Origin of the sequence: Pseudomonas violetae (genome assembly GCF_023072615.1) — a bacterium.
Taxonomy (GTDB): domain Bacteria; phylum Pseudomonadota; class Gammaproteobacteria; order Pseudomonadales; family Pseudomonadaceae; genus Aquipseudomonas; species Aquipseudomonas violetae.
In genome coordinates this window covers 174,201-190,534 of record NZ_JAKNRW010000006.1, presented here as the reverse complement: position 1 = coordinate 190,534, position 16,334 = coordinate 174,201, and the positions used below count along the sequence as shown (strand labels likewise).

Genomic DNA, 16,334 nt, shown 5'->3' with positions numbered 1-16,334 from the left:
AGTTACTGGACAGTCGGCGCTGTCCGCTCGATGTCCAGCCACGCCCGTACGCTGTCGCGGTCCCACTGCCGGCGAACATAGGCGGCAAGTCGCGCCGGGACATGATCGCCATTGGCAAGCAGGCGGTTGAGCATGATTGCCAAGTCGGTATCAGCAATGCTCCAGTCCCCGAACAGGTGATCGGCACCGCCCTTAAGCAGGCGATCGGCCACAAAGAACAATCGATCCACGGCCACCAGCGCCTCGCTGGACAGGGGCGTGTCTTGTTTGCCGAAGTAGATGAGATCCGCCGGACGCTCCCTGCGAATGATCAACAGGTCACTGCGTAGCCAGGCCTGAAGCTGGCGGGCCCGGGCGCGCAGCCGGGTGTCTGCGGGGAACAGTTTTCGGGTTTCAGGAGCGATGTCGTCCAGGTATTCGGCAATGGCCGAGGACTCTGAAAGAGCAAAGTCTTCGTGGACCAAGGTGGGTATCTTGCAAGTCATCGACAGGTCTCGATAACTCGCCTGATAGTTCTCCCGACTTTTCAAATCAATCGTTACCAGTTCAAACTTAAGTTGTTTTTCTTTCAACGCAACAAATGCCGACATGGCAAAAGCGCTGACAAAACCCGCCCCCACGTACAACTTTATTTCTGCACTTTTCATAGATCACTCCCTTGCACCAAGACTATTAATCCGTCGCATTGGAATCGATCGTAGATAGTTGCTCAGACGCTGAACAGATACAGAAATTATCTGTTTATACGGATACAGAAGCGCACACAGGCAAGTGCAACAATAAAAAAGGGAGTCGGCTAATGCGGACTCCCGGAAGGGTAGCAAAGAAAGAATGGAAAACTTTCGGGGCTCAGCTCACAGCGTTCTCCATACTGGAAAGCAAGGCTAATTGTGGCATGTTGCTCATGTTGAGCATGGCCATCGGCTCGGTGGCGCTGGTGTTAACGAAGCCATGCCGGGTCCAGGCCGGCACTAGCAGGACGTCGCCGATGCTGGCGCGCACCTCCTCGCCCTCGCCCATAGTCAGCAGGCCGCTGCCGGCCTGTATGACAAATAGATGCCACCAACCATGAGCATGCCTATTCAACGCAGCCCCGGGCTTGAGCCATTGCACGGACACCGCCACGCCCGGTGTCAACTTGCAGCCTTCGATACTGTTGTCGTGGGCCAGCGCGACTATATCGACTTCGCTGCTCGCAAGACTTTCGCGCATGGCTAAAAGTTCATCACTCGTCCACACCCGCACACTCTGGAGCGGCTGATGCAAACTCTGGCGAAATTCATCATATGAAAAAAACGCACCCTGAACATTATTCATCCGCGCATTCCAACTTAATATATCGCCTTCATTCATCGAACCATAGGCGAACCCTTCGGCACTGTAAAGCCGACCACCACCGCTTATAACGCAGAAGGCCGCAACGCTGCGATCATGTCCACTTCCACCGCCGCATTCTTTGGCAACTGATAAACCCCAACTGTGGTTCTTGTATGTTTACCCGCATCCCCCAGCACATGGCTGAAGACGTCCGATGCACCATTGGCCACTTCGCTGAGGTCGACGAAGTCCGCAGTGGATTTCACATAGACGGTGACCCGTACCAGCGATTTGATCTTATCCAGCGAACCGATGGCATCGACTATCAGCGCCAGCCCGCGCATGGCACTGATGCTCGCGGCAGCCTGGGCATCACTCAGGCTGAGCTCCAGGCCAACCCGCCCAGGGTACTGAATCTTGCCGTTCATGCGTGGCACCATGCCGCTGATATACAGTTCGTCATGGTGCCGGACCAGCGGCGCGTAGTGGCCGCCGGCGGTGTTCTCGCCATAGATGTCGTAACCCAGCTCCTTGGCCAGAGTGAGGAAGCGCTCATCACAGGTAGTGTGTTCAAACATGGGTATAACCTCTCAAACAAATCAGATTCATCCCACCGCTCTGGCGGGGGGCACCAGGCAGGCGACTTCCATGCGGGCTTCAACCGCCTCGGTCAGGCGCAACAGGTCACTGGCAAGTTGTTCGTAGTGCTTGTTGAACAGGACGATGTGGCCAATAAACGAAGTGTTGTCCTTGACCAGCGCGGTCACCGAGTCGCCGATCCGCCGCTCATACACGGCCTCCACCAACTCGATATCGAGCATCCGCGCCACCGTCGCTATATCTGGCAGGTCACGCAACAGACCTCCCGCCGGGGCCCTGAGCAGGCGTATACCGCAGTAGCCCCGGGCGACCGGATCCTGGTGCTCGCACTGGCCCTCAACTGCCCACCTGACCCAGCGCTCCCATGGGTCGAAGTCGACGAAGGCAATGCGCGCCAGGTCCCAGATGTGCATGCCGCCAGGGCGCATGTTGGTTTCCACCGCCGAAGTCAGCTGGTCAGCGCGCAGGAAGATTTCGTTGTGGTAAGCACCGTTTTCCAGTGAGACCAACCCCGACATGTGCCGCCCTGCCTCTGCCAGGCGAGCCTGGGCATCAGCCGGCAATGGCGCGGGCACCACTTGCTGGATCTCGGCCCGGAAGGCGCCTTCGGTGGTGGTCTTCTCGGTGACCCAGGTGCTGCCGGCAACGTAGTCCCAGCTGTATTCCCGAGCATCGCGAATCAATTCTTCCAGGACGATGCCGCCACTTCGGTAAGGCTTGAGCGCCTGCCATGCTTCGTCGCATTCGGACGGGTGATGAATCACCCGACAGCCACGACTGGCCCCCTCGCAGGCCGGCTTGATAAACGCCCTGCCACCCAGTTCGACGACCCGCTGGCGCAGCTCCGCCAGGCTCTCGACACGGGTCGAAAACACCGGCCGATAATCTTCGGGCGCAGTGCTGGAGGTCGCTTCGAGCTGGCGGAAAATCTGCTTGTCCAACCCCGCCCGCGCCTCGCCGGGAGTGATGCCCGGGAGGCCGTAATGACTGGCCAGGGCCGCGCCGAGCAACACGCCGCGATCGGAAAACGGCAGCACGCCGATCAATTTCCAGCGGTCGACCGCCAGGCAGCCAACCACCAGTTCCAGGGAGTCGGTCACATCCTCGGGCGCCAGCGAGGCGCTACAGACATGGTCTGCCACCTGGTCGTCATCGGGTGCAACATGCTCGACCACCAGGATCAGCCTTGCGTTGTAGAGCGTCTTGCAGAGATCGCGCAACTTCTGGATATCGTGAACCCGGTTGCCGTTGTACCCGACCACTACTACGCATGACGTCGTCTTCATGAAACCTCCGACCTGTGAAGCAGAAAAACGCTAACGCGATGGCTCATCCATGCAGACTCAGTCGTGCAGCGAGGCGTTGGATTTGCGGTTGAGCCAGTACCACGCCAGGATCCCACCCGCGCCAATAGCTGCAAGCAACAATGCGTTATAGGGCGCCGGCACCACCCGCATGATCAGCACCGTGAGCCCGGCGCCGACGCCCAGTGACACTTCCTTGACGAACATGTTGTTCTGCTTGACCGAGAAGTAATCGAGGTAGCTGAACGCGCATTCGGCGATGGACAGCAAGGCCACCCAGATCAGCGCGCCGATCAAGGTTTGCACATGAAATGCCGCTGGCGAGGAGAGCACCGCGAAGCCCGCAAAGATGATCCCGATCACGGCGAGCACCTTGAAGCGCCCGGTGCGCTCGATGAGTTTCATCATCGGCACCTGGGCCAACACCACGACTGCGCTGTTGAGGATCAGCATCAGGCCGTACCAGGTGGGCAACTCACCGGTTTCGAGGAGGATGGCTTGTGGAAGAATCGAGAACACGCCGAACAGCTTGATGCCCATGATGATGCCGGCGATCACCCACGGCAGTTTGTTGCGCCAGCCGCTGCCGTCCCGGGGGGCCGCACCGGCCGCGGGCGCCTGGGTGGTGAAGGTCGCGCCCATGGCGATAGGCAGGCACAGCAGGACAAAGCTGGCAGCACCGAGGAAAAACAGAGTCGGGGTCAGGACCGGCGACAGCAGGATCAGCCCGGCCAGCAGGCTGCCCATGTTCATCGCCACTCGGTTGTAGGCCGCGCCTTCCTTGGTCTGGGCCGCCTCGCTCTTGATCAGATAGCCGGCGATCGCGATGCCATAGGCAAACAGCGCCGCAGCAAACATCACCATGCCTTGGTTGCTGGTGACGGCCAGCAGCACCAACCCAAGGGCCGCGCACAGCAGGGTGACGCTCAGGGAACGACGACCAAGCACCAGCAACGTCAGCGGCAGGAGCAATAACAACGCCCGATAACCCAGGGCAAGAATGCTGTTGGTGGCCGTGTCGAGCCAGACGTTGGCCTTGCCCAGCACGGCAAACAACGACACGGCGGTAATGATCCGGATCGTGAACAGACGGATGTTGATCACCGGTTTGGCGATGGCGACCGTTGTCTCGACACTCATGCAACACCTCTGGCACCAAGTGATTGTGCGAGCAAAAAACGCCGACAATCAGGAAAGACTGTAAGGTGATGGTAGAGAGAGACACTTGTTCTGATCAGAGCAAGTTCGTATAGAATCGAACGAACTTTACTGCCGGAGAGACCAGTAAAATGCAGGTTCAACGCGCAGTCATCGCCGCTATCGAATTCCAGCCCGGCGTACCACTGGTGCAGCAGATCGTCGATCAGCTGTCGGTGGCGATCAACCAGGGCGGTCTGCCCCATGGCTCCCGCCTGCCGCCCATTCGCGAGCTTTCGGACCTGATGAACGTGGGCAAGTCCACCGTGGTCGATGCCCTGGATCGCTTGCGGGCCAAGGGCCTGGTGGTTTCACGCCAGGGCTCGGGACATTTCGTGCACCGCTCCAGCGCCACACCCAAGCTCGATGCCGGCCCCGACCTACTGCCCCAGGACACGCTCAGCGTGGTCCGCCGCGCGGTGCTGCAGGACAACGGCGCACTGCGCCCCGGTGCAGGTTTTCTACCGTCCTCGTGGCTACCGGCGGATGAATTGCTCAAAGCCGTGCGCGGCACCCTGCGCGCCGCCTCCCTGCGCATGGGCGAATACGGCGTGGCCGCGGGTTATCCACCGTTGCGCGAGGCGTTGCGGGTCAAGCTGACAGCGATCGGCATCGAGGTGCCGGTGGAGCAGATCGTCACCACGGCCAATACCGTACAAGCCATCGATATGTTGATGCGCCTGCTGATCAAACCCGGCGACACGGTACTGCTCGACGATCCCTGTTATTTCACCATGCACACTAACCTGGCCTTGCATGGCGCCAAGGTGGTCACCATTCACCGGGGCGTTGACGGCATGGACCTGGATGCCTTCGAGCGCACAGTGATCGCCCATCGGCCTGTGCTCTACATGACCAACAACAGCCTGCACAACCCCACCGGACACTCCTTCTCTCCGGCTCAGGTCTATCGTCTGCTGGAATTGAGTCACCGCTACGGTTTCCACATTGTCGAAGACGATTTGTATTGTGACCTGCAACAACGAAGCACCCCGCGCCTGGCGGCGGGCGGGTTGGACAACGTCAGCTACGTGTCCGGTTTCTCGAAGACCCTGACCGCCAACAGTCGCGTCAGCTACGCGGTGCTTGCGCCGCCACTGGCCGCACGCATGATCGGGCTCAAGATGGCCGCGGGCGGCATGACCTCGGAACTGGCCGAGCAGATCATCTGCAACATGCTCAGCGACGGCAGCTACGCCAAACACACGCGCCGCACCGTGGACCGGCTCTACGACTCGAGCAACCGAGTGACCCGCTGGCTGGAGGAAGCAGGTTGCTCGGTGTCATCGTTGCCCCATGAAGGGTTGTTCATCTGGACCCGATTACCTGATGGGTATCACGCCGAAACCCTGGCCAGAAAAGGCCTGGAAATCGACCTAGTCCTGGCCCCCGGCACACTGCTCAGCAAAGCCCCGGACGCGAGCCAATACCTGCGCTTCAACGTCGCCCACAGCGACGGCAGGCAGGTGCGGGAGCGGTTTTTCCGGTTGCTCGATATACAACCAAAATAACGCCTCCCCCTGTAGGAGCGAGCTCGCGATCGGTACCACAACCAACACCCAACAAAAAACCCCGCTCCTTCTCTCAAAGGGCGGGGTTTTTCTTACAGCATCCGACGCTTAAGGCGCGTACGTCAGCAACAACTCGCTCGGCACTTTGAAGTCCAGGGACATCATCACGCTCAGCGCGGTAATGGTGAAGATCGAGAACACGAACAGCTTGCGTGCCCAGACCGTGTCATCCACTGCCTTGTAGCCGGTCCAGGCCATGTACAACCAGTACATGCCCATGGCCGCGGCGACGGCGAGGTAGCTCATGCCGGCGTAACCGCTGAAGGTCAGCATCAAGGTCGCCACGAGGAAGGCCAGGATGTAGATCAGGATGTGCTTCTTCGCCACTTCAATCCCGCGCTTCACCGGCAGCACCGGAATCGATGCGGCCAGGTAATCGTTAAAGCGGAAGATCGCGATGGCATAGGAATGCGGCATCTGCCACAGGCTGAACATCACCAGCAGCGTCAGTGCAGCCATGTCGAAGCTGTTGGTCACAGCCACGTAGCCAATCACCGGCGGCATCGCCCCCGACAGACTGCCCACCAGCGTGCCGTGAACCGACTTGCGCTTGAGGTACAGGCTGTAGAAACCGACGTAGATGACGAAACCGATCACTGCGAACAAAGCGGCCAACGGGTTGGCCACCTTGTACAACAACGCAACGCCGGCGACACCCAGGACGGTCGCGTAGATCAGCGCCAGTTTCAGGGAGATCAAGCCCTGGACCAGCACCCGGTTCTTGGTGCGTTCCATCTTCAGGTCGATGTCGCGGTCGATGCAGTTGTTGAACACGCAACCGGAAGCCACCACCAGGGATGTGCCGATCATGGCGGCCAGGAAAATGGCCAGATCGACATGCCCTTTCGAGGCCAGGAAAAATCCGCCTGCCACTGAAAGCACGTTACCGAAAATGATCCCCGGTTTGGTGATTTGGATAAAGTGCTTCAAGGACATCCGGATTTACCTCAGTGCGCCATCATGTTGGTGTGGATGCTGAACATGATCCACAGCGACAGGCCAACCAGCAGGACAATAACGATCGCGGCGAACACAAACGCAATCACGTTGTTACGCTGCGCGGCCGAACGGTCCAGGTGGAGGAAGTACACCAGGTGCACCAGCACCTGGACGACTGCGAATATCAGTACGATCCACAGGGTCATGGCTTTCGGTAGCGACGGGTACATCACCAGGCCGAATGGAATGACGGTCAGGATCACCGACAGGATGAAGCCGATAGCGTAAGACTTGACGCTGCCGTGGCCGGCGTCGTGGCTATCGTGGGAATGAGCGTTAGCCATTTACATAGTCCCCATCAGATAAACAACGGTGAATACGCAGATCCACACCACGTCCAGGAAGTGCCAGAACAGGCTCAGGCAGCTCAGACGGGTCTTGTTGGTCGCCGTCAGGCCGTTTTTCTGCACCTGGTACATCATGATCGCCATCCAGATCAGACCGCTGGTCACGTGCAGACCGTGGGTGCCGACCAGGGTGAAGAACCCGGACAGGAAGCCGCTGCGGCTAGGACCGAAGCCCTCGGAGATCAGCATGTGGAACTCGTTGATCTCCATGCCAATGAAGCCGGCACCGAACAGGAAGGTCATGGCCAGCCAGCCCAGGACCTGGTTCTTTTTACCCTTGAACAACGCCAGCATGGCGAAGCCGTAGGTGATCGAGCTGAACAGCAGCAGAGCGGTTTCGCCCAGTACGTATGGCAGCTCGAAGATGTCGTGGCCCGACGGGCCACCCGCTACGTTGTTAACCAGTACCGCGTACGCCGCAAAGATCGATGCAAACAGGATGCAGTCGGTCATCAGGTAGAGCCAGAAACCGAATACGGTGATCTCGCCCGAGTCGTGGTGATGGTCATCGTGCCCATGTCCATCGACATGGGTGTGTCCAGCATTGGTCACTAAGTTCGACATGGTTTAAGCCTGTTCCAACGAGGTTTCAACACGGGTGGCGGTGGCTGGAACTTTCCCGGCCGCTACCAGGCGCTTGTGCTGCTCGGCTTCGATGCGCTCGATCACGTCGACCGGCACCATATAGCCTTGATCATCACGTGCAGCGTGGATCACGAAGTACACCACGGTGCCGATCAGGCCGAATGCAGCCAACCACCAGATGTGCCAGATCATCGCGAAACCGAACACGGTCAACAGAGCACCCATGACCACACCGGTCGCGGTGTTGTTTGGCATGTGGATCGGTTCGTACTTGGCCGGAGCCTGGTACGCAGTACCGTTTTCCTTGGCTTCGGTGAACGGATCGATGGTTTCTGCTTTTGGCAGCACAGCGAAGTTGTAGAACGGTGGTGGCGACGAGGTCGACCACTCCAGCGTGTGGGCATTCCACGGGTCGCCGTGTTCGCACATGTTTTCTGGCTTGTTGCGGTCACGCACGCTGACATACAGCTGGATCAGCTGGCAGGCGATGCCTACAGCGATCATTACCGCACCGAACATGGCGACGTACAGGTACGGCACCCACTCAGGGTTGGTGGTGGCGTTCAGACGACGGGTCATGCCCATGAAGCCCAGTACATAAAGCGGCATGAACGCGACGAAGAAGCCGGTGATCCAGAACCAGAATGCTGCCTTGCCCCAACCTTCGTGCAGCTTGAAGCCGAACGCTTTCGGGAAGTAGAACGCGAAGCCTGCGATGTAACCGAATACCGCGCCGCCGATGATCACGTTGTGGAAGTGAGCGATCACGAACAGGCTGTTGTGCAGTACGAAGTCAGCACCTGGAATGGCCAGCAGTACACCGGTCATGCCGCCGATGGCGAAGGTCACCATGAAGCCCAGGGTCCACAGAACCTGGCTGGTGAAACGCAGACGGCCCTGATAGATGGTGAACAGCCAGTTGAATAGCTTCACCCCCGTCGGGATCGAAATCAGCATCGTCGCCAGGCCGAAGAAGGCGTTGACGCTGGCACCCGAACCCATGGTGAAGAAGTGGTGCAGCCAGACCATGAAGCCCAGGATCGAGATCGCGCCGGAGGCGTAGACCATCGAGTGGTGGCCGAACAGACGCTTGCCGGTGAAGGTCGAGATGACTTCGGAGAAGATCCCGAACGCCGGCAGAATCAGGATGTAAACCTCGGGGTGACCCCAGGCCCAGAACAGGTTGACGTACATCATTGGATTGCCACCAAGTTCATTGGTGAAAATGTGGAAATCCATGTAACGGTCAAGGGTCAGCAGTGCCAGGGTAGCGGTCAGGATCGGGAACGAAGCCACGATCAGGACGTTAGCCCAGGTGCAGGTCCAGGTGAAGATCGGCATGTCCATCAGCTTCATGCCAGGGGTACGCATTTTCAGCACGGTGGCCAGGAAGTTGACCCCCGTTAGCGTCGTACCTAACCCGGATAGCTGTAGCGCCCAGATGTAGTAATCCATCCCCACGCCAGGGCTGTATTGCAGGCCCGACAGCGGCGGATAGGCAACCCAACCGGTCTTGGCGAATTCGCCGACGCCCAGGGACAGGTTGATCAGCACTACGCCCGATACCAGCAACCAGAAGCTCAGGGAGTTCAGGAACGGGTAGGCAACGTCACGCGCGCCGATTTGCAGCGGCACTGCAAGGTTCATCAGGCCGGTGAAGAATGGCATCGCCATGAAGATGATCATGATCACACCGTGAGCGGTGAAGATCTGGTCATAGTGTTCAGGTGGCAGGTAGCCAGGCGAACCCTCGGTGGCCATGGCCAGCTGGGTACGCATCATGATGGCGTCGGCAAAGCCGCGCAGCAGCATGACCATGGCGACGATGATGTACATCACGCCGATTTTCTTGTGGTCGACCGAGGTCAACCACTCGGTCCACAAGTAGGTCCACTTCTTGAAGTAGGTGATACCCGCGAACAGCGCCAGACCACCGAGCGCGATCATGGCGATGGTAATCATCACGATCGGTTCGTGGAACGGGACCGCTTCCCAACTTAATTTACCAAACATCGTTTACTCCTCTGCCCCGGCAGCTGAATGCGAACTCATGTCCATCCCTTCCATTTGGGCCACTTCTTTCTCTTTCTTCTCGTGGTGCATCGGCTTGCCCGGTTTCATACCTTCGTACTTGTCGACGATGATCTGGAACAGGTTCGGCGTAACCGAGGAGTAGAGTTCGACTGGGTTGTTCTGACTTGGCTTGGAAAGGGCTTCGTATTCAGCTTTTTCAAGCTGTTTAGGTGCCTTTTTGACTTCGCTGACCCAGGCATCAAAATCTTCCTGGGAAGTGGCGATAGCTTTGAACTTCATGCCGGTGAAACCCGCGCCGCTGTAGTTGGCAGAGATGCCTTCCATTTCAGCGTTCTGGTTGGCGATCAGGTGCAACTTGGTCTGCATGCCGGCCATTGCGTAGATCTGGCCGCCCAGGCCCGGGATGAAGAACGAGTTCATCACCGAGTCCGAAGTCACCTTGAAGTTGATCGGAGTGTGCGCGGGGAACACGATTTTGTTGACGGTGGCGATGCCTTGTTCCGGGTAGATGAACATCCACTTCCAGTCCAGCGCGACCACTTCAATGGTGATCGGCTTGACGTCGGATTCCAGCGGACGGTACGGGTCCAGGGCGTGGGTCGACTTGTAGGTGACGTAACCCAGGGCAATGATGATCAGTACTGGAACCGCCCACACCGCGATCTCGATCTTGGTGGAGTGCGACCACTTCGGCGTGTACACGGCGTCGGTGTTGGACGCGCGGTATTTCCAGGCAAAAAGGAACGTCATGACGATAACCGGCACCACGACCAACAGCATCAGCAGCGTTGCGGTGATGATCAGGTTTCGCTCATCCAGGCCAACCTGGCCCGTTGGATTGAGCAAGGTCATGTTGCAGCCTGACAGCAGCAATGTGCCGATCAGCGGCAATAAGCCTAGTAGTCTGGGGTACCTGTTTTTACTCATCTCACGACCTCTAAAGCAGCTTGCGCAATGCAGTTGGGTTTTGATCGCCAACACTTCACCCTGCCAAGGGTTGGCATTTTTCTTGGATTGAATAAGGGCTGCCCGTCGCGCGTCAGACGCTATTCGACAAATCCTGGGCCAGCGGTGAGTTCTTATTCGAATTCGTGGTCAAAGGCCTTGTAACAGACCAATTCCATTTGGTGCGGATAATTGGAAGGCACCGACACCTGGGGAGTCGCACGAAGCTTTGGAGCCTCTCGACACCCTGTTCTGCTCTGGGGTGAGCAGTGCCGGGAATTCAGTGATGGCGATTGTAGATATGTAACGTTTTATAAACCATGTCTCATCCCGAAATAATTTTTATCCATTCCAGCAACAATCATTCACGGTTTTCGCAAAAGTGCGCCATGGTATCGAAAATAATTCTCAACAAAAACACCAAAAATAGTAAGTCTACCGGGCGCAGTTCAGACAGTATCGAAGGCCGTGCTCGCTCGCCATACCTCGCCGTAGCCCCTATATGACAAGGGCTCTGGCAAATCCCCAGGGCCTGTTAAAACTGCCTGTTCGAGGTTTTTTGGCTTTACAGCGCTCGCCTTTAAAGCAGGCCAATTTCGTCGCGCAGAACTGCGCCAATCAGCCATCTTGAAACGCCTTGCGTCACTCGCGCTGTGACAACATGTCGCACACGTGTCACACCCTTGACTGTCACACGTCACGCTCTTTCTACTTCTGGGCTGAACCGGGCATTTGCGCATAAAAAATGCCCCGGTCTTCTAGACGAAGAACGGGGCATCTCAGCAACACCGACAACTCTTTTTAGGAGCCAGCTCGCTCCTACAGAGCCTTGCGATTACGCAGGGTCAGCAACGGCACCAGCACCACGATCAGAACGAAGGCAAACAGTGCCCACTGGGCCAGGGACAGCCCGAGAATCGGTGGATACGGCGTGGAACAGAAGCCATCGACCTGGAACCCCAGCGGAAAGATCTTCGCCAGCGGCAGGCCATCAACAATCGGCTGCAACACATCGATGCCACAGCTGACCGCCGGGTAGAACTGGGTATAGACATGATGGCCGGCCACTGCGACACCGGCCAGTGCGCAGATCACTACCAGGGTTTCCAGGACGGTAATGCTGCGACGGGTGCGCATTGCCGCACCGATAAAGGCAAACACCGCGATCAGCAGCAATGCATAACGTTGCAGGATGCACAGCGGGCAAGGCGCCTCGCCCAGGGCGATTTGCATGTACAGCGCGCCGCCGATCAGCGCCAGGCAGAGGATGCCCAGCAACACCAGGTAGCGCCGCTCACGGCCCAACCGCATCGTTTCCTCGCTCATTGCGTTTCCCTTCTGAATATCGATTGACCGGAAGTCTACACGCTGGCCCCGGGCTTGGAGAGCCCCGGGGCACATGGAATAGATGTCGGGGAATAAACGACAGGGCGGTTAAGAAGGGATTAACTTGGGCTACTTACACAGATTTGCATGTACTTGCGACCGCATCGCCAGCAGGCTGGCTCCCACATTGAAATGTGCTCAACTGTGGGAGCCTCGGACTGCCGCCCCACTCTGGAACGCATGCAAAACTGTGGGAGCCAGCCTGCTGGCGATGCTTTTGATCAGTCGCCGTAGATATCCGACTTGAAGTACTTCTCGGAAATCTTCAGGTATTCGCCATTGGCGCGAATGCCGTCGATGGCGCTGTTCAGGTCACTGACCAGTTCGGTATTGCCCTTGCGCACGGCAATCCCGGCGCCCTCGCCCACGTATTTCGGGTCTTTGAGTTCAGGACCGACAAACGCATAACCCTTGCCGCGGGGCATTGTGAGGAAGTCATTCAGCGGGATAGTGTCGGCGAAGATCGCGTCGAGGCGACCGGCTGCCAGGTCCATGTAGATCTCTTCGTTGTTGCTGTAGCGCTTGACGTTGACCCCCTTGGGCTCAAACACCTCGGTAGCGTAGCGGTCAGTGGTGGTGGCGCGCTGCACGCCGACGTTCTTGCCTTTGAGGCTGGCGTACTGATCATCCACGACTGCGCCTTCCTTCATCACCAGACGCGATGAAGTGAAGTAGTACTTGTGGGTAAAATCCACCGACTTCTTGCGGTCTTCGTTGATGGTCATGGACGACAAAGCCATGTCGATTTTCTTCACTTTCAAGGAAGGAATCAGACCATCGAACTCGCCTTCGACCCAAACACACTTGGCTTTCATCTGGGCGCACAGGGCGTTGCCGATGTCGTAGTCAAAACCGACGATCTCGCCCTTGTCGGTCTTGGAGGCAAACGGCGGGTAGGCCGCTTCGATGCCGATGCGCAGGGTTTTCTCGGCGGCGAACACAGAGCTGCACGCCAACAGGCTAAGGGCCAGACCGGTGATGAGGGGGAATTGCTTCATATTCGTTCTCTCGCGGGTTGTTGTTGGTTTGGCAAGACAGAAGAAAAAAGCTGAAACGGGGGAAACGACCTTTTTTGTACTTATAATTCCATACTGGACTTTTGTGTACTGATCGTCAATTGGGGGATTGGCCGGTGGTCGGGGGGCGTACCAAGCTGGATTCAATGGTGAAGCTGATGGCCTCTTCGCGGGCAAGACCGCTCCCACAGGGATGTATGTCGCTCACACATTATGGGAACAACACAAGACCTGTGGGAGCGGGCTTGCCCGCGATGGCGAACCTGAGGGCACTGAGGATCTACTGCTTCCAGCGATCCGCCGCCGCATGGTCACTGTCCCGCCCTTCCACCCAACGCGGCCCGTCGCTGGTGTTTTCCTTCTTCCAGAACGGTGCACGGGTTTTCAGGTAGTCCATGACAAAAGCGCAGGCGTCGAACGCCGCCTGACGGTGGGCGCTAGCGGCGCCGACGAAGACGATCGGCTCACCCGGTTCCAGCGCGCCGATACGGTGCAGCACTTCCAGCTTGAGCAGCGGCCAGCGCTGCTCAGCCTCCAGGGTAATTTTGCCCAGGGCCTTTTCGGTCATGCCAGGATAGTGCTCAAGAAACATACCTGCCACGTCGAGCCCGTCATTGAAGTCGCGCACGTACCCGACAAAACTCACCACCGCGCCGACGCCGACATTGGCGGAGTGCATGGCGTTGACTTCGGCGCCCGGGTCGAACGCCGTGGACTGCACGCGAATCGCCATGCTCAGCCCCCGGTCACGGTCGGAAAAAACGCTACTTCATCACCATCGATCACCGGTTCATCGAGCTGGCAGAGGTCTTCGTTGCGGGCGCACATCAGGTTCTGTTCGGTCAGCACCACAGCGCCGTCGCGCCGAGCCAGCAGCTCGCGCACGTCGTCGACAGTGGCAAAATCGCCGGAGACCTGCATTGAGTCCACGCCCATCGCTTCACGATAACGGGCAAAAAATTTCACGGTGATGTTCATGTCGGGTCCGCCTGGAAATGCCCGCTCTTGCCACCGACTTTTTCCAGCAGCCGCACACTTTCGATGGTCATGCCACGATCAACCGCCTTGCACATGTCATAGATAGTCAGTGCCGCGACGCTGGCCGCCGTCAGGGCCTCCATCTCGACGCCGGTCTGCCCGGACAATTTGCAGCGCGCGACGATGCGCACGGTGTCGTCGCCTTCGGCACTGAGTTCGACCTTGACGCCGGTAAGCATCAGCGGATGGCACAGCGGAATCAGATCGCTGGTCTTCTTCGCCGCCTGAATGCCGGCAATGCGCGCCACGGCGAACACATCCCCCTTGGGATGGCCGCCGCTGACGATCATCTGCAGGGTAGCGGGCAGCATGCGCACCAGCGCCTGGGCCGTCGCTTCGCGGAAGGTCACGGCTTTTTCGGTGACGTCGACCATGTTGGCGCGACCTTGGGAATCGAGATGAGTCAGCACGGGGTTACTCCTGATCAGGAGTTGTGATTGTAAACCTGTGGGTCAGTTTTTCGCACGCAAGATTGCAAGGCTGCCGCCAAACGCCTTCTGCAGCTCCTACGGGGCGTTCGGCGCGGAATATGGATAACAAAACGGGCGGCTTTTGCGGCCGCCCGGTCTTGATGAAGCGGTTACAAATGCGTTTCGGCGTATTCAGCCAGAATCGAGCGAGGCACCCCTTGCAGGGTGATGTGCACACCATTGGGGAAATCTTTGAAGCGTTCGGTCAGGTACGTCAGCCCGGAGCTGGTCGCGGACAGATAAGGGGTGTCGATCTGTGCCAGGTTGCCCAGGCACACCACTTTGGAACCGGCGCCGGCACGGGTGATGATGGTTTTCATCTGGTGCGGCGTGAGGTTCTGGCATTCGTCGATCAAGATCAGGCTCTGCTGGAAACTGCGACCCCGGATGTAGTTGAGGGATTTGAACTGCAACGGCACTTTGCTGAGGATGTAATCAACGCTGCCATGGGTGTTTTCGTCATCCATGTGCAAGGCTTCAAGGTTGTCGGTAATCGCGCCCAGCCACGGCTCCATTTTTTCTGCTTCGGTGCCGGGCAGGAAACCGATCTCCTGGTCCAGGCCCTGCACACTGCGAGTGGCGATGATGCGGCGATAGCGCTTGCTGACCATGGTCTGCTCGATCGCAGCGGCCAGGGCCAGGATGGTTTTACCGGAACCGGCGGCGCCGGATAGGTTGACCAGGTGAATGTCCGGATCGAGCAAGGCGTACAGGGCCAGGCTCTGATAGATGTCACGCGGTTTCAGGCCCCAGGCTTCCTGGTGCAATAGGGGTTCCTGATGCAGGTCCAGAATCAGCAGCTTGTCTTCGTCGATTTCCTTGATCCACCCGACAAAACCCTGCTCGTCGATGATGAATTCGTTGATATGCACGGCCGGCAGGTTGTCGATCATCTTCACCTGGTGCCAGGTGCGGCCATGATCCTGGCGGGTTTCAACATTCCTGACGAGGTCCCAGAAGGACCCGACCATGTTGTGGTAGCCGTTGGGTAAAAGCGAAACGTCGTCAACCAGTTGGTCGGTGCTGTAATCCTCAGACGCGATCCCGCAGGCACGGGCCTTGAGGCGCATGTTGATGTCTTTTGTGACCAGCACCACGGGCAGCTTTGGCTCGCGCGCGTGCAGGTCGATCAACTGGTTGATGATGATGTTGTCGTTCAGGTGTTCGGGCAGGATGATGTTTGGTTCGGCACGCTTGCTCATCAGAATTGACAGCAAACCCTTGGGCCCACTTTTGCCCCTCTGGATCGGCACCCCCAGTTCAACGTCTTCAGGGCTGGCTTCGCCCAGTGTCTTGTCGATCAGGCGAATCGCCTGGCGACATTCCGCAGCCACGCTGTGATGCCCGCTCTTGAGCTTGTCCAGCTCCTCAAGCACGGTCATTGGAATGGCGACATGGTGTTCTTCGAAATTAAGAAGGGCGTTTGGATCGTGAATCAATACGTTGGTATCGAGTACATAAAGGATAGGCTGGTTGGAGGAAGAACTACGTCCGTGATCATCCATACTCGGTCACCTTTGTGGGA

Annotated in this window: 17 protein-coding genes; 1 reads left to right on the top strand and 16 read right to left on the bottom strand. The window is 58.1% G+C overall.

Features of this window, described 5'->3' with window-relative positions; all coding sequences use genetic code 11:
- Positions 1-2: 2 nt before the first annotated feature.
- The 5 genes from yfcF to L9059_RS11105 all read right to left on the bottom strand — a co-directional run bounded on the left by yfcF (position 3) and on the right by L9059_RS11105 (position 4,361).
- Positions 3-647, bottom strand: coding sequence for a glutathione transferase (yfcF, locus tag L9059_RS11125; protein ID WP_247290820.1), 645 nt, complete (start codon positions 645-647; stop codon positions 3-5).
- 202 nt (positions 648-849) lie between these two features.
- Complete coding sequence (locus L9059_RS11120) at positions 850-1,317, bottom strand: cupin domain-containing protein (protein WP_345894325.1); 468 nt, start codon at positions 1,315-1,317, stop codon at positions 850-852.
- An 83-nt stretch (positions 1,318-1,400) separates the two neighbouring features.
- Positions 1,401-1,895 carry a RidA family protein gene (locus L9059_RS11115; RefSeq protein ID WP_045062691.1) on the bottom strand — a complete coding sequence of 165 codons (495 nt, stop codon included), beginning with the start codon at positions 1,893-1,895 and terminating at the stop codon, positions 1,401-1,403.
- A gap of 27 nt (positions 1,896-1,922) precedes the next feature.
- Complete coding sequence (locus L9059_RS11110) at positions 1,923-3,203, bottom strand: ATP-grasp domain-containing protein (protein WP_247290816.1); 1,281 nt, start codon at positions 3,201-3,203, stop codon at positions 1,923-1,925.
- Between the two features lie 57 nt (positions 3,204-3,260).
- Complete coding sequence (locus L9059_RS11105) at positions 3,261-4,361, bottom strand: MFS transporter (RefSeq protein WP_247290814.1); 1,101 nt, start codon at positions 4,359-4,361, stop codon at positions 3,261-3,263.
- 149 nt (positions 4,362-4,510) lie between these two features.
- Here L9059_RS11105 and L9059_RS11100 point away from each other — a divergent pair, with 149 nt between their 5' ends.
- Positions 4,511-5,929 carry an aminotransferase-like domain-containing protein gene (locus L9059_RS11100; protein WP_247290812.1) on the top strand — a complete coding sequence of 473 codons (1,419 nt, stop codon included), beginning with the start codon at positions 4,511-4,513 and terminating at the stop codon, positions 5,927-5,929.
- Positions 5,930-6,037: 108 nt separating this feature from the next.
- Here the strand turns inward: L9059_RS11100 and cyoE are convergent, their stop codons facing one another.
- The 11 genes from cyoE to L9059_RS11045 form a co-directional block, all read right to left on the bottom strand.
- Positions 6,038-6,925 (bottom strand): heme o synthase, encoded by an 888-nt coding sequence (gene cyoE / locus L9059_RS11095; protein WP_247290811.1) that lies wholly within the window; start codon positions 6,923-6,925, stop codon positions 6,038-6,040.
- 11 nt (positions 6,926-6,936) lie between these two features.
- On the bottom strand, positions 6,937-7,272 hold the full coding sequence (gene cyoD / locus L9059_RS11090; protein WP_247290809.1) for a cytochrome o ubiquinol oxidase subunit IV: 336 nt from the start codon (positions 7,270-7,272) through the stop codon (positions 6,937-6,939).
- The gene (locus L9059_RS11085; protein ID WP_247290807.1) at positions 7,273-7,899 is read right to left on the bottom strand and encodes a cytochrome o ubiquinol oxidase subunit III; all 627 of its coding nucleotides are present in this window, start codon (positions 7,897-7,899) and stop codon (positions 7,273-7,275) included.
- A 3-nt stretch (positions 7,900-7,902) separates the two neighbouring features.
- Positions 7,903-9,933 carry a cytochrome o ubiquinol oxidase subunit I gene (cyoB, locus tag L9059_RS11080; RefSeq protein WP_247290805.1) on the bottom strand — a complete coding sequence of 677 codons (2,031 nt, stop codon included), beginning with the start codon at positions 9,931-9,933 and terminating at the stop codon, positions 7,903-7,905.
- 3 nt (positions 9,934-9,936) lie between these two features.
- A complete protein-coding gene (cyoA, locus tag L9059_RS11075) occupies positions 9,937-10,881 on the bottom strand; it encodes a ubiquinol oxidase subunit II (RefSeq protein ID WP_247290803.1) in 945 nt (314 codons plus the stop codon).
- 837 nt (positions 10,882-11,718) lie between these two features.
- Positions 11,719-12,225, bottom strand: a complete 507-nt coding sequence (locus L9059_RS11070; RefSeq protein WP_247290801.1) for a disulfide bond formation protein B — start codon at positions 12,223-12,225, stop codon at positions 11,719-11,721.
- A 281-nt stretch (positions 12,226-12,506) separates the two neighbouring features.
- Entirely contained in the window at positions 12,507-13,283 is a 777-nt protein-coding gene (locus L9059_RS11065; protein WP_247290799.1) for an ABC transporter substrate-binding protein, read from the bottom strand.
- Positions 13,284-13,581: 298 nt separating this feature from the next.
- On the bottom strand, positions 13,582-14,034 hold the full coding sequence (moaE, locus tag L9059_RS11060; protein ID WP_247290798.1) for a molybdopterin synthase catalytic subunit MoaE: 453 nt from the start codon (positions 14,032-14,034) through the stop codon (positions 13,582-13,584).
- A 2-nt stretch (positions 14,035-14,036) separates the two neighbouring features.
- Positions 14,037-14,279 (bottom strand): MoaD/ThiS family protein, encoded by a 243-nt coding sequence (locus L9059_RS11055; protein ID WP_247290797.1) that lies wholly within the window; start codon positions 14,277-14,279, stop codon positions 14,037-14,039.
- Complete coding sequence (gene moaC / locus L9059_RS11050; RefSeq protein ID WP_247290796.1) at positions 14,276-14,749, bottom strand: cyclic pyranopterin monophosphate synthase MoaC; 474 nt, start codon at positions 14,747-14,749, stop codon at positions 14,276-14,278. Before moaC ends, L9059_RS11055 begins: the two co-directional genes overlap by 4 nt.
- Before the next feature lie 170 nt (positions 14,750-14,919).
- The gene (locus tag L9059_RS11045) at positions 14,920-16,314 is read right to left on the bottom strand and encodes a PhoH family protein (RefSeq protein ID WP_247290795.1); all 1,395 of its coding nucleotides are present in this window, start codon (positions 16,312-16,314) and stop codon (positions 14,920-14,922) included.
- Between the last annotated feature and the right edge of the window lie 20 nt (positions 16,315-16,334).

What these genes read in the sequence shown, in the direction of transcription:
- L9059_RS11120 (WP_345894325.1), bottom strand. Translation starts at nt 1,317, where the DNA reads ATGAATAATGTTCAGGGTGCGTTTTTTTCATATGATGAATTTCGCCAG.
- moaE (WP_247290798.1), bottom strand. Translation starts at nt 14,034, where the DNA reads ATGGCGATTCGCGTGCAGTCCACGGCGTTCGACCCGGGCGCCGAAGTC.
- L9059_RS11085 (WP_247290807.1), bottom strand. Translation starts at nt 7,899, where the DNA reads ATGTCGAACTTAGTGACCAATGCTGGACACACCCATGTCGATGGACAT.
- cyoE (WP_247290811.1), bottom strand. Translation starts at nt 6,925, where the DNA reads ATGTCCTTGAAGCACTTTATCCAAATCACCAAACCGGGGATCATTTTC.
- L9059_RS11110 (WP_247290816.1), bottom strand. Translation starts at nt 3,203, where the DNA reads ATGAAGACGACGTCATGCGTAGTAGTGGTCGGGTACAACGGCAACCGG.
- yfcF (WP_247290820.1), bottom strand. Translation starts at nt 647, where the DNA reads ATGAAAAGTGCAGAAATAAAGTTGTACGTGGGGGCGGGTTTTGTCAGC.
- cyoA (WP_247290803.1), bottom strand. Translation starts at nt 10,881, where the DNA reads ATGAGTAAAAACAGGTACCCCAGACTACTAGGCTTATTGCCGCTGATC.
- L9059_RS11045 (WP_247290795.1), bottom strand. Translation starts at nt 16,314, where the DNA reads ATGGATGATCACGGACGTAGTTCTTCCTCCAACCAGCCTATCCTTTAT.
- L9059_RS11055 (WP_247290797.1), bottom strand. Translation starts at nt 14,279, where the DNA reads ATGAACATCACCGTGAAATTTTTTGCCCGTTATCGTGAAGCGATGGGC.
- L9059_RS11100 (WP_247290812.1), top strand. Translation starts at nt 4,511, where the DNA reads ATGCAGGTTCAACGCGCAGTCATCGCCGCTATCGAATTCCAGCCCGGC.
- L9059_RS11105 (WP_247290814.1), bottom strand. Translation starts at nt 4,361, where the DNA reads ATGAGTGTCGAGACAACGGTCGCCATCGCCAAACCGGTGATCAACATC.
- cyoB (WP_247290805.1), bottom strand. Translation starts at nt 9,933, where the DNA reads ATGTTTGGTAAATTAAGTTGGGAAGCGGTCCCGTTCCACGAACCGATC.
- L9059_RS11115 (WP_045062691.1), bottom strand. Translation starts at nt 1,895, where the DNA reads ATGTTTGAACACACTACCTGTGATGAGCGCTTCCTCACTCTGGCCAAG.
- cyoD (WP_247290809.1), bottom strand. Translation starts at nt 7,272, where the DNA reads ATGGCTAACGCTCATTCCCACGATAGCCACGACGCCGGCCACGGCAGC.
- L9059_RS11070 (WP_247290801.1), bottom strand. Translation starts at nt 12,225, where the DNA reads ATGAGCGAGGAAACGATGCGGTTGGGCCGTGAGCGGCGCTACCTGGTG.
- L9059_RS11065 (WP_247290799.1), bottom strand. Translation starts at nt 13,283, where the DNA reads ATGAAGCAATTCCCCCTCATCACCGGTCTGGCCCTTAGCCTGTTGGCG.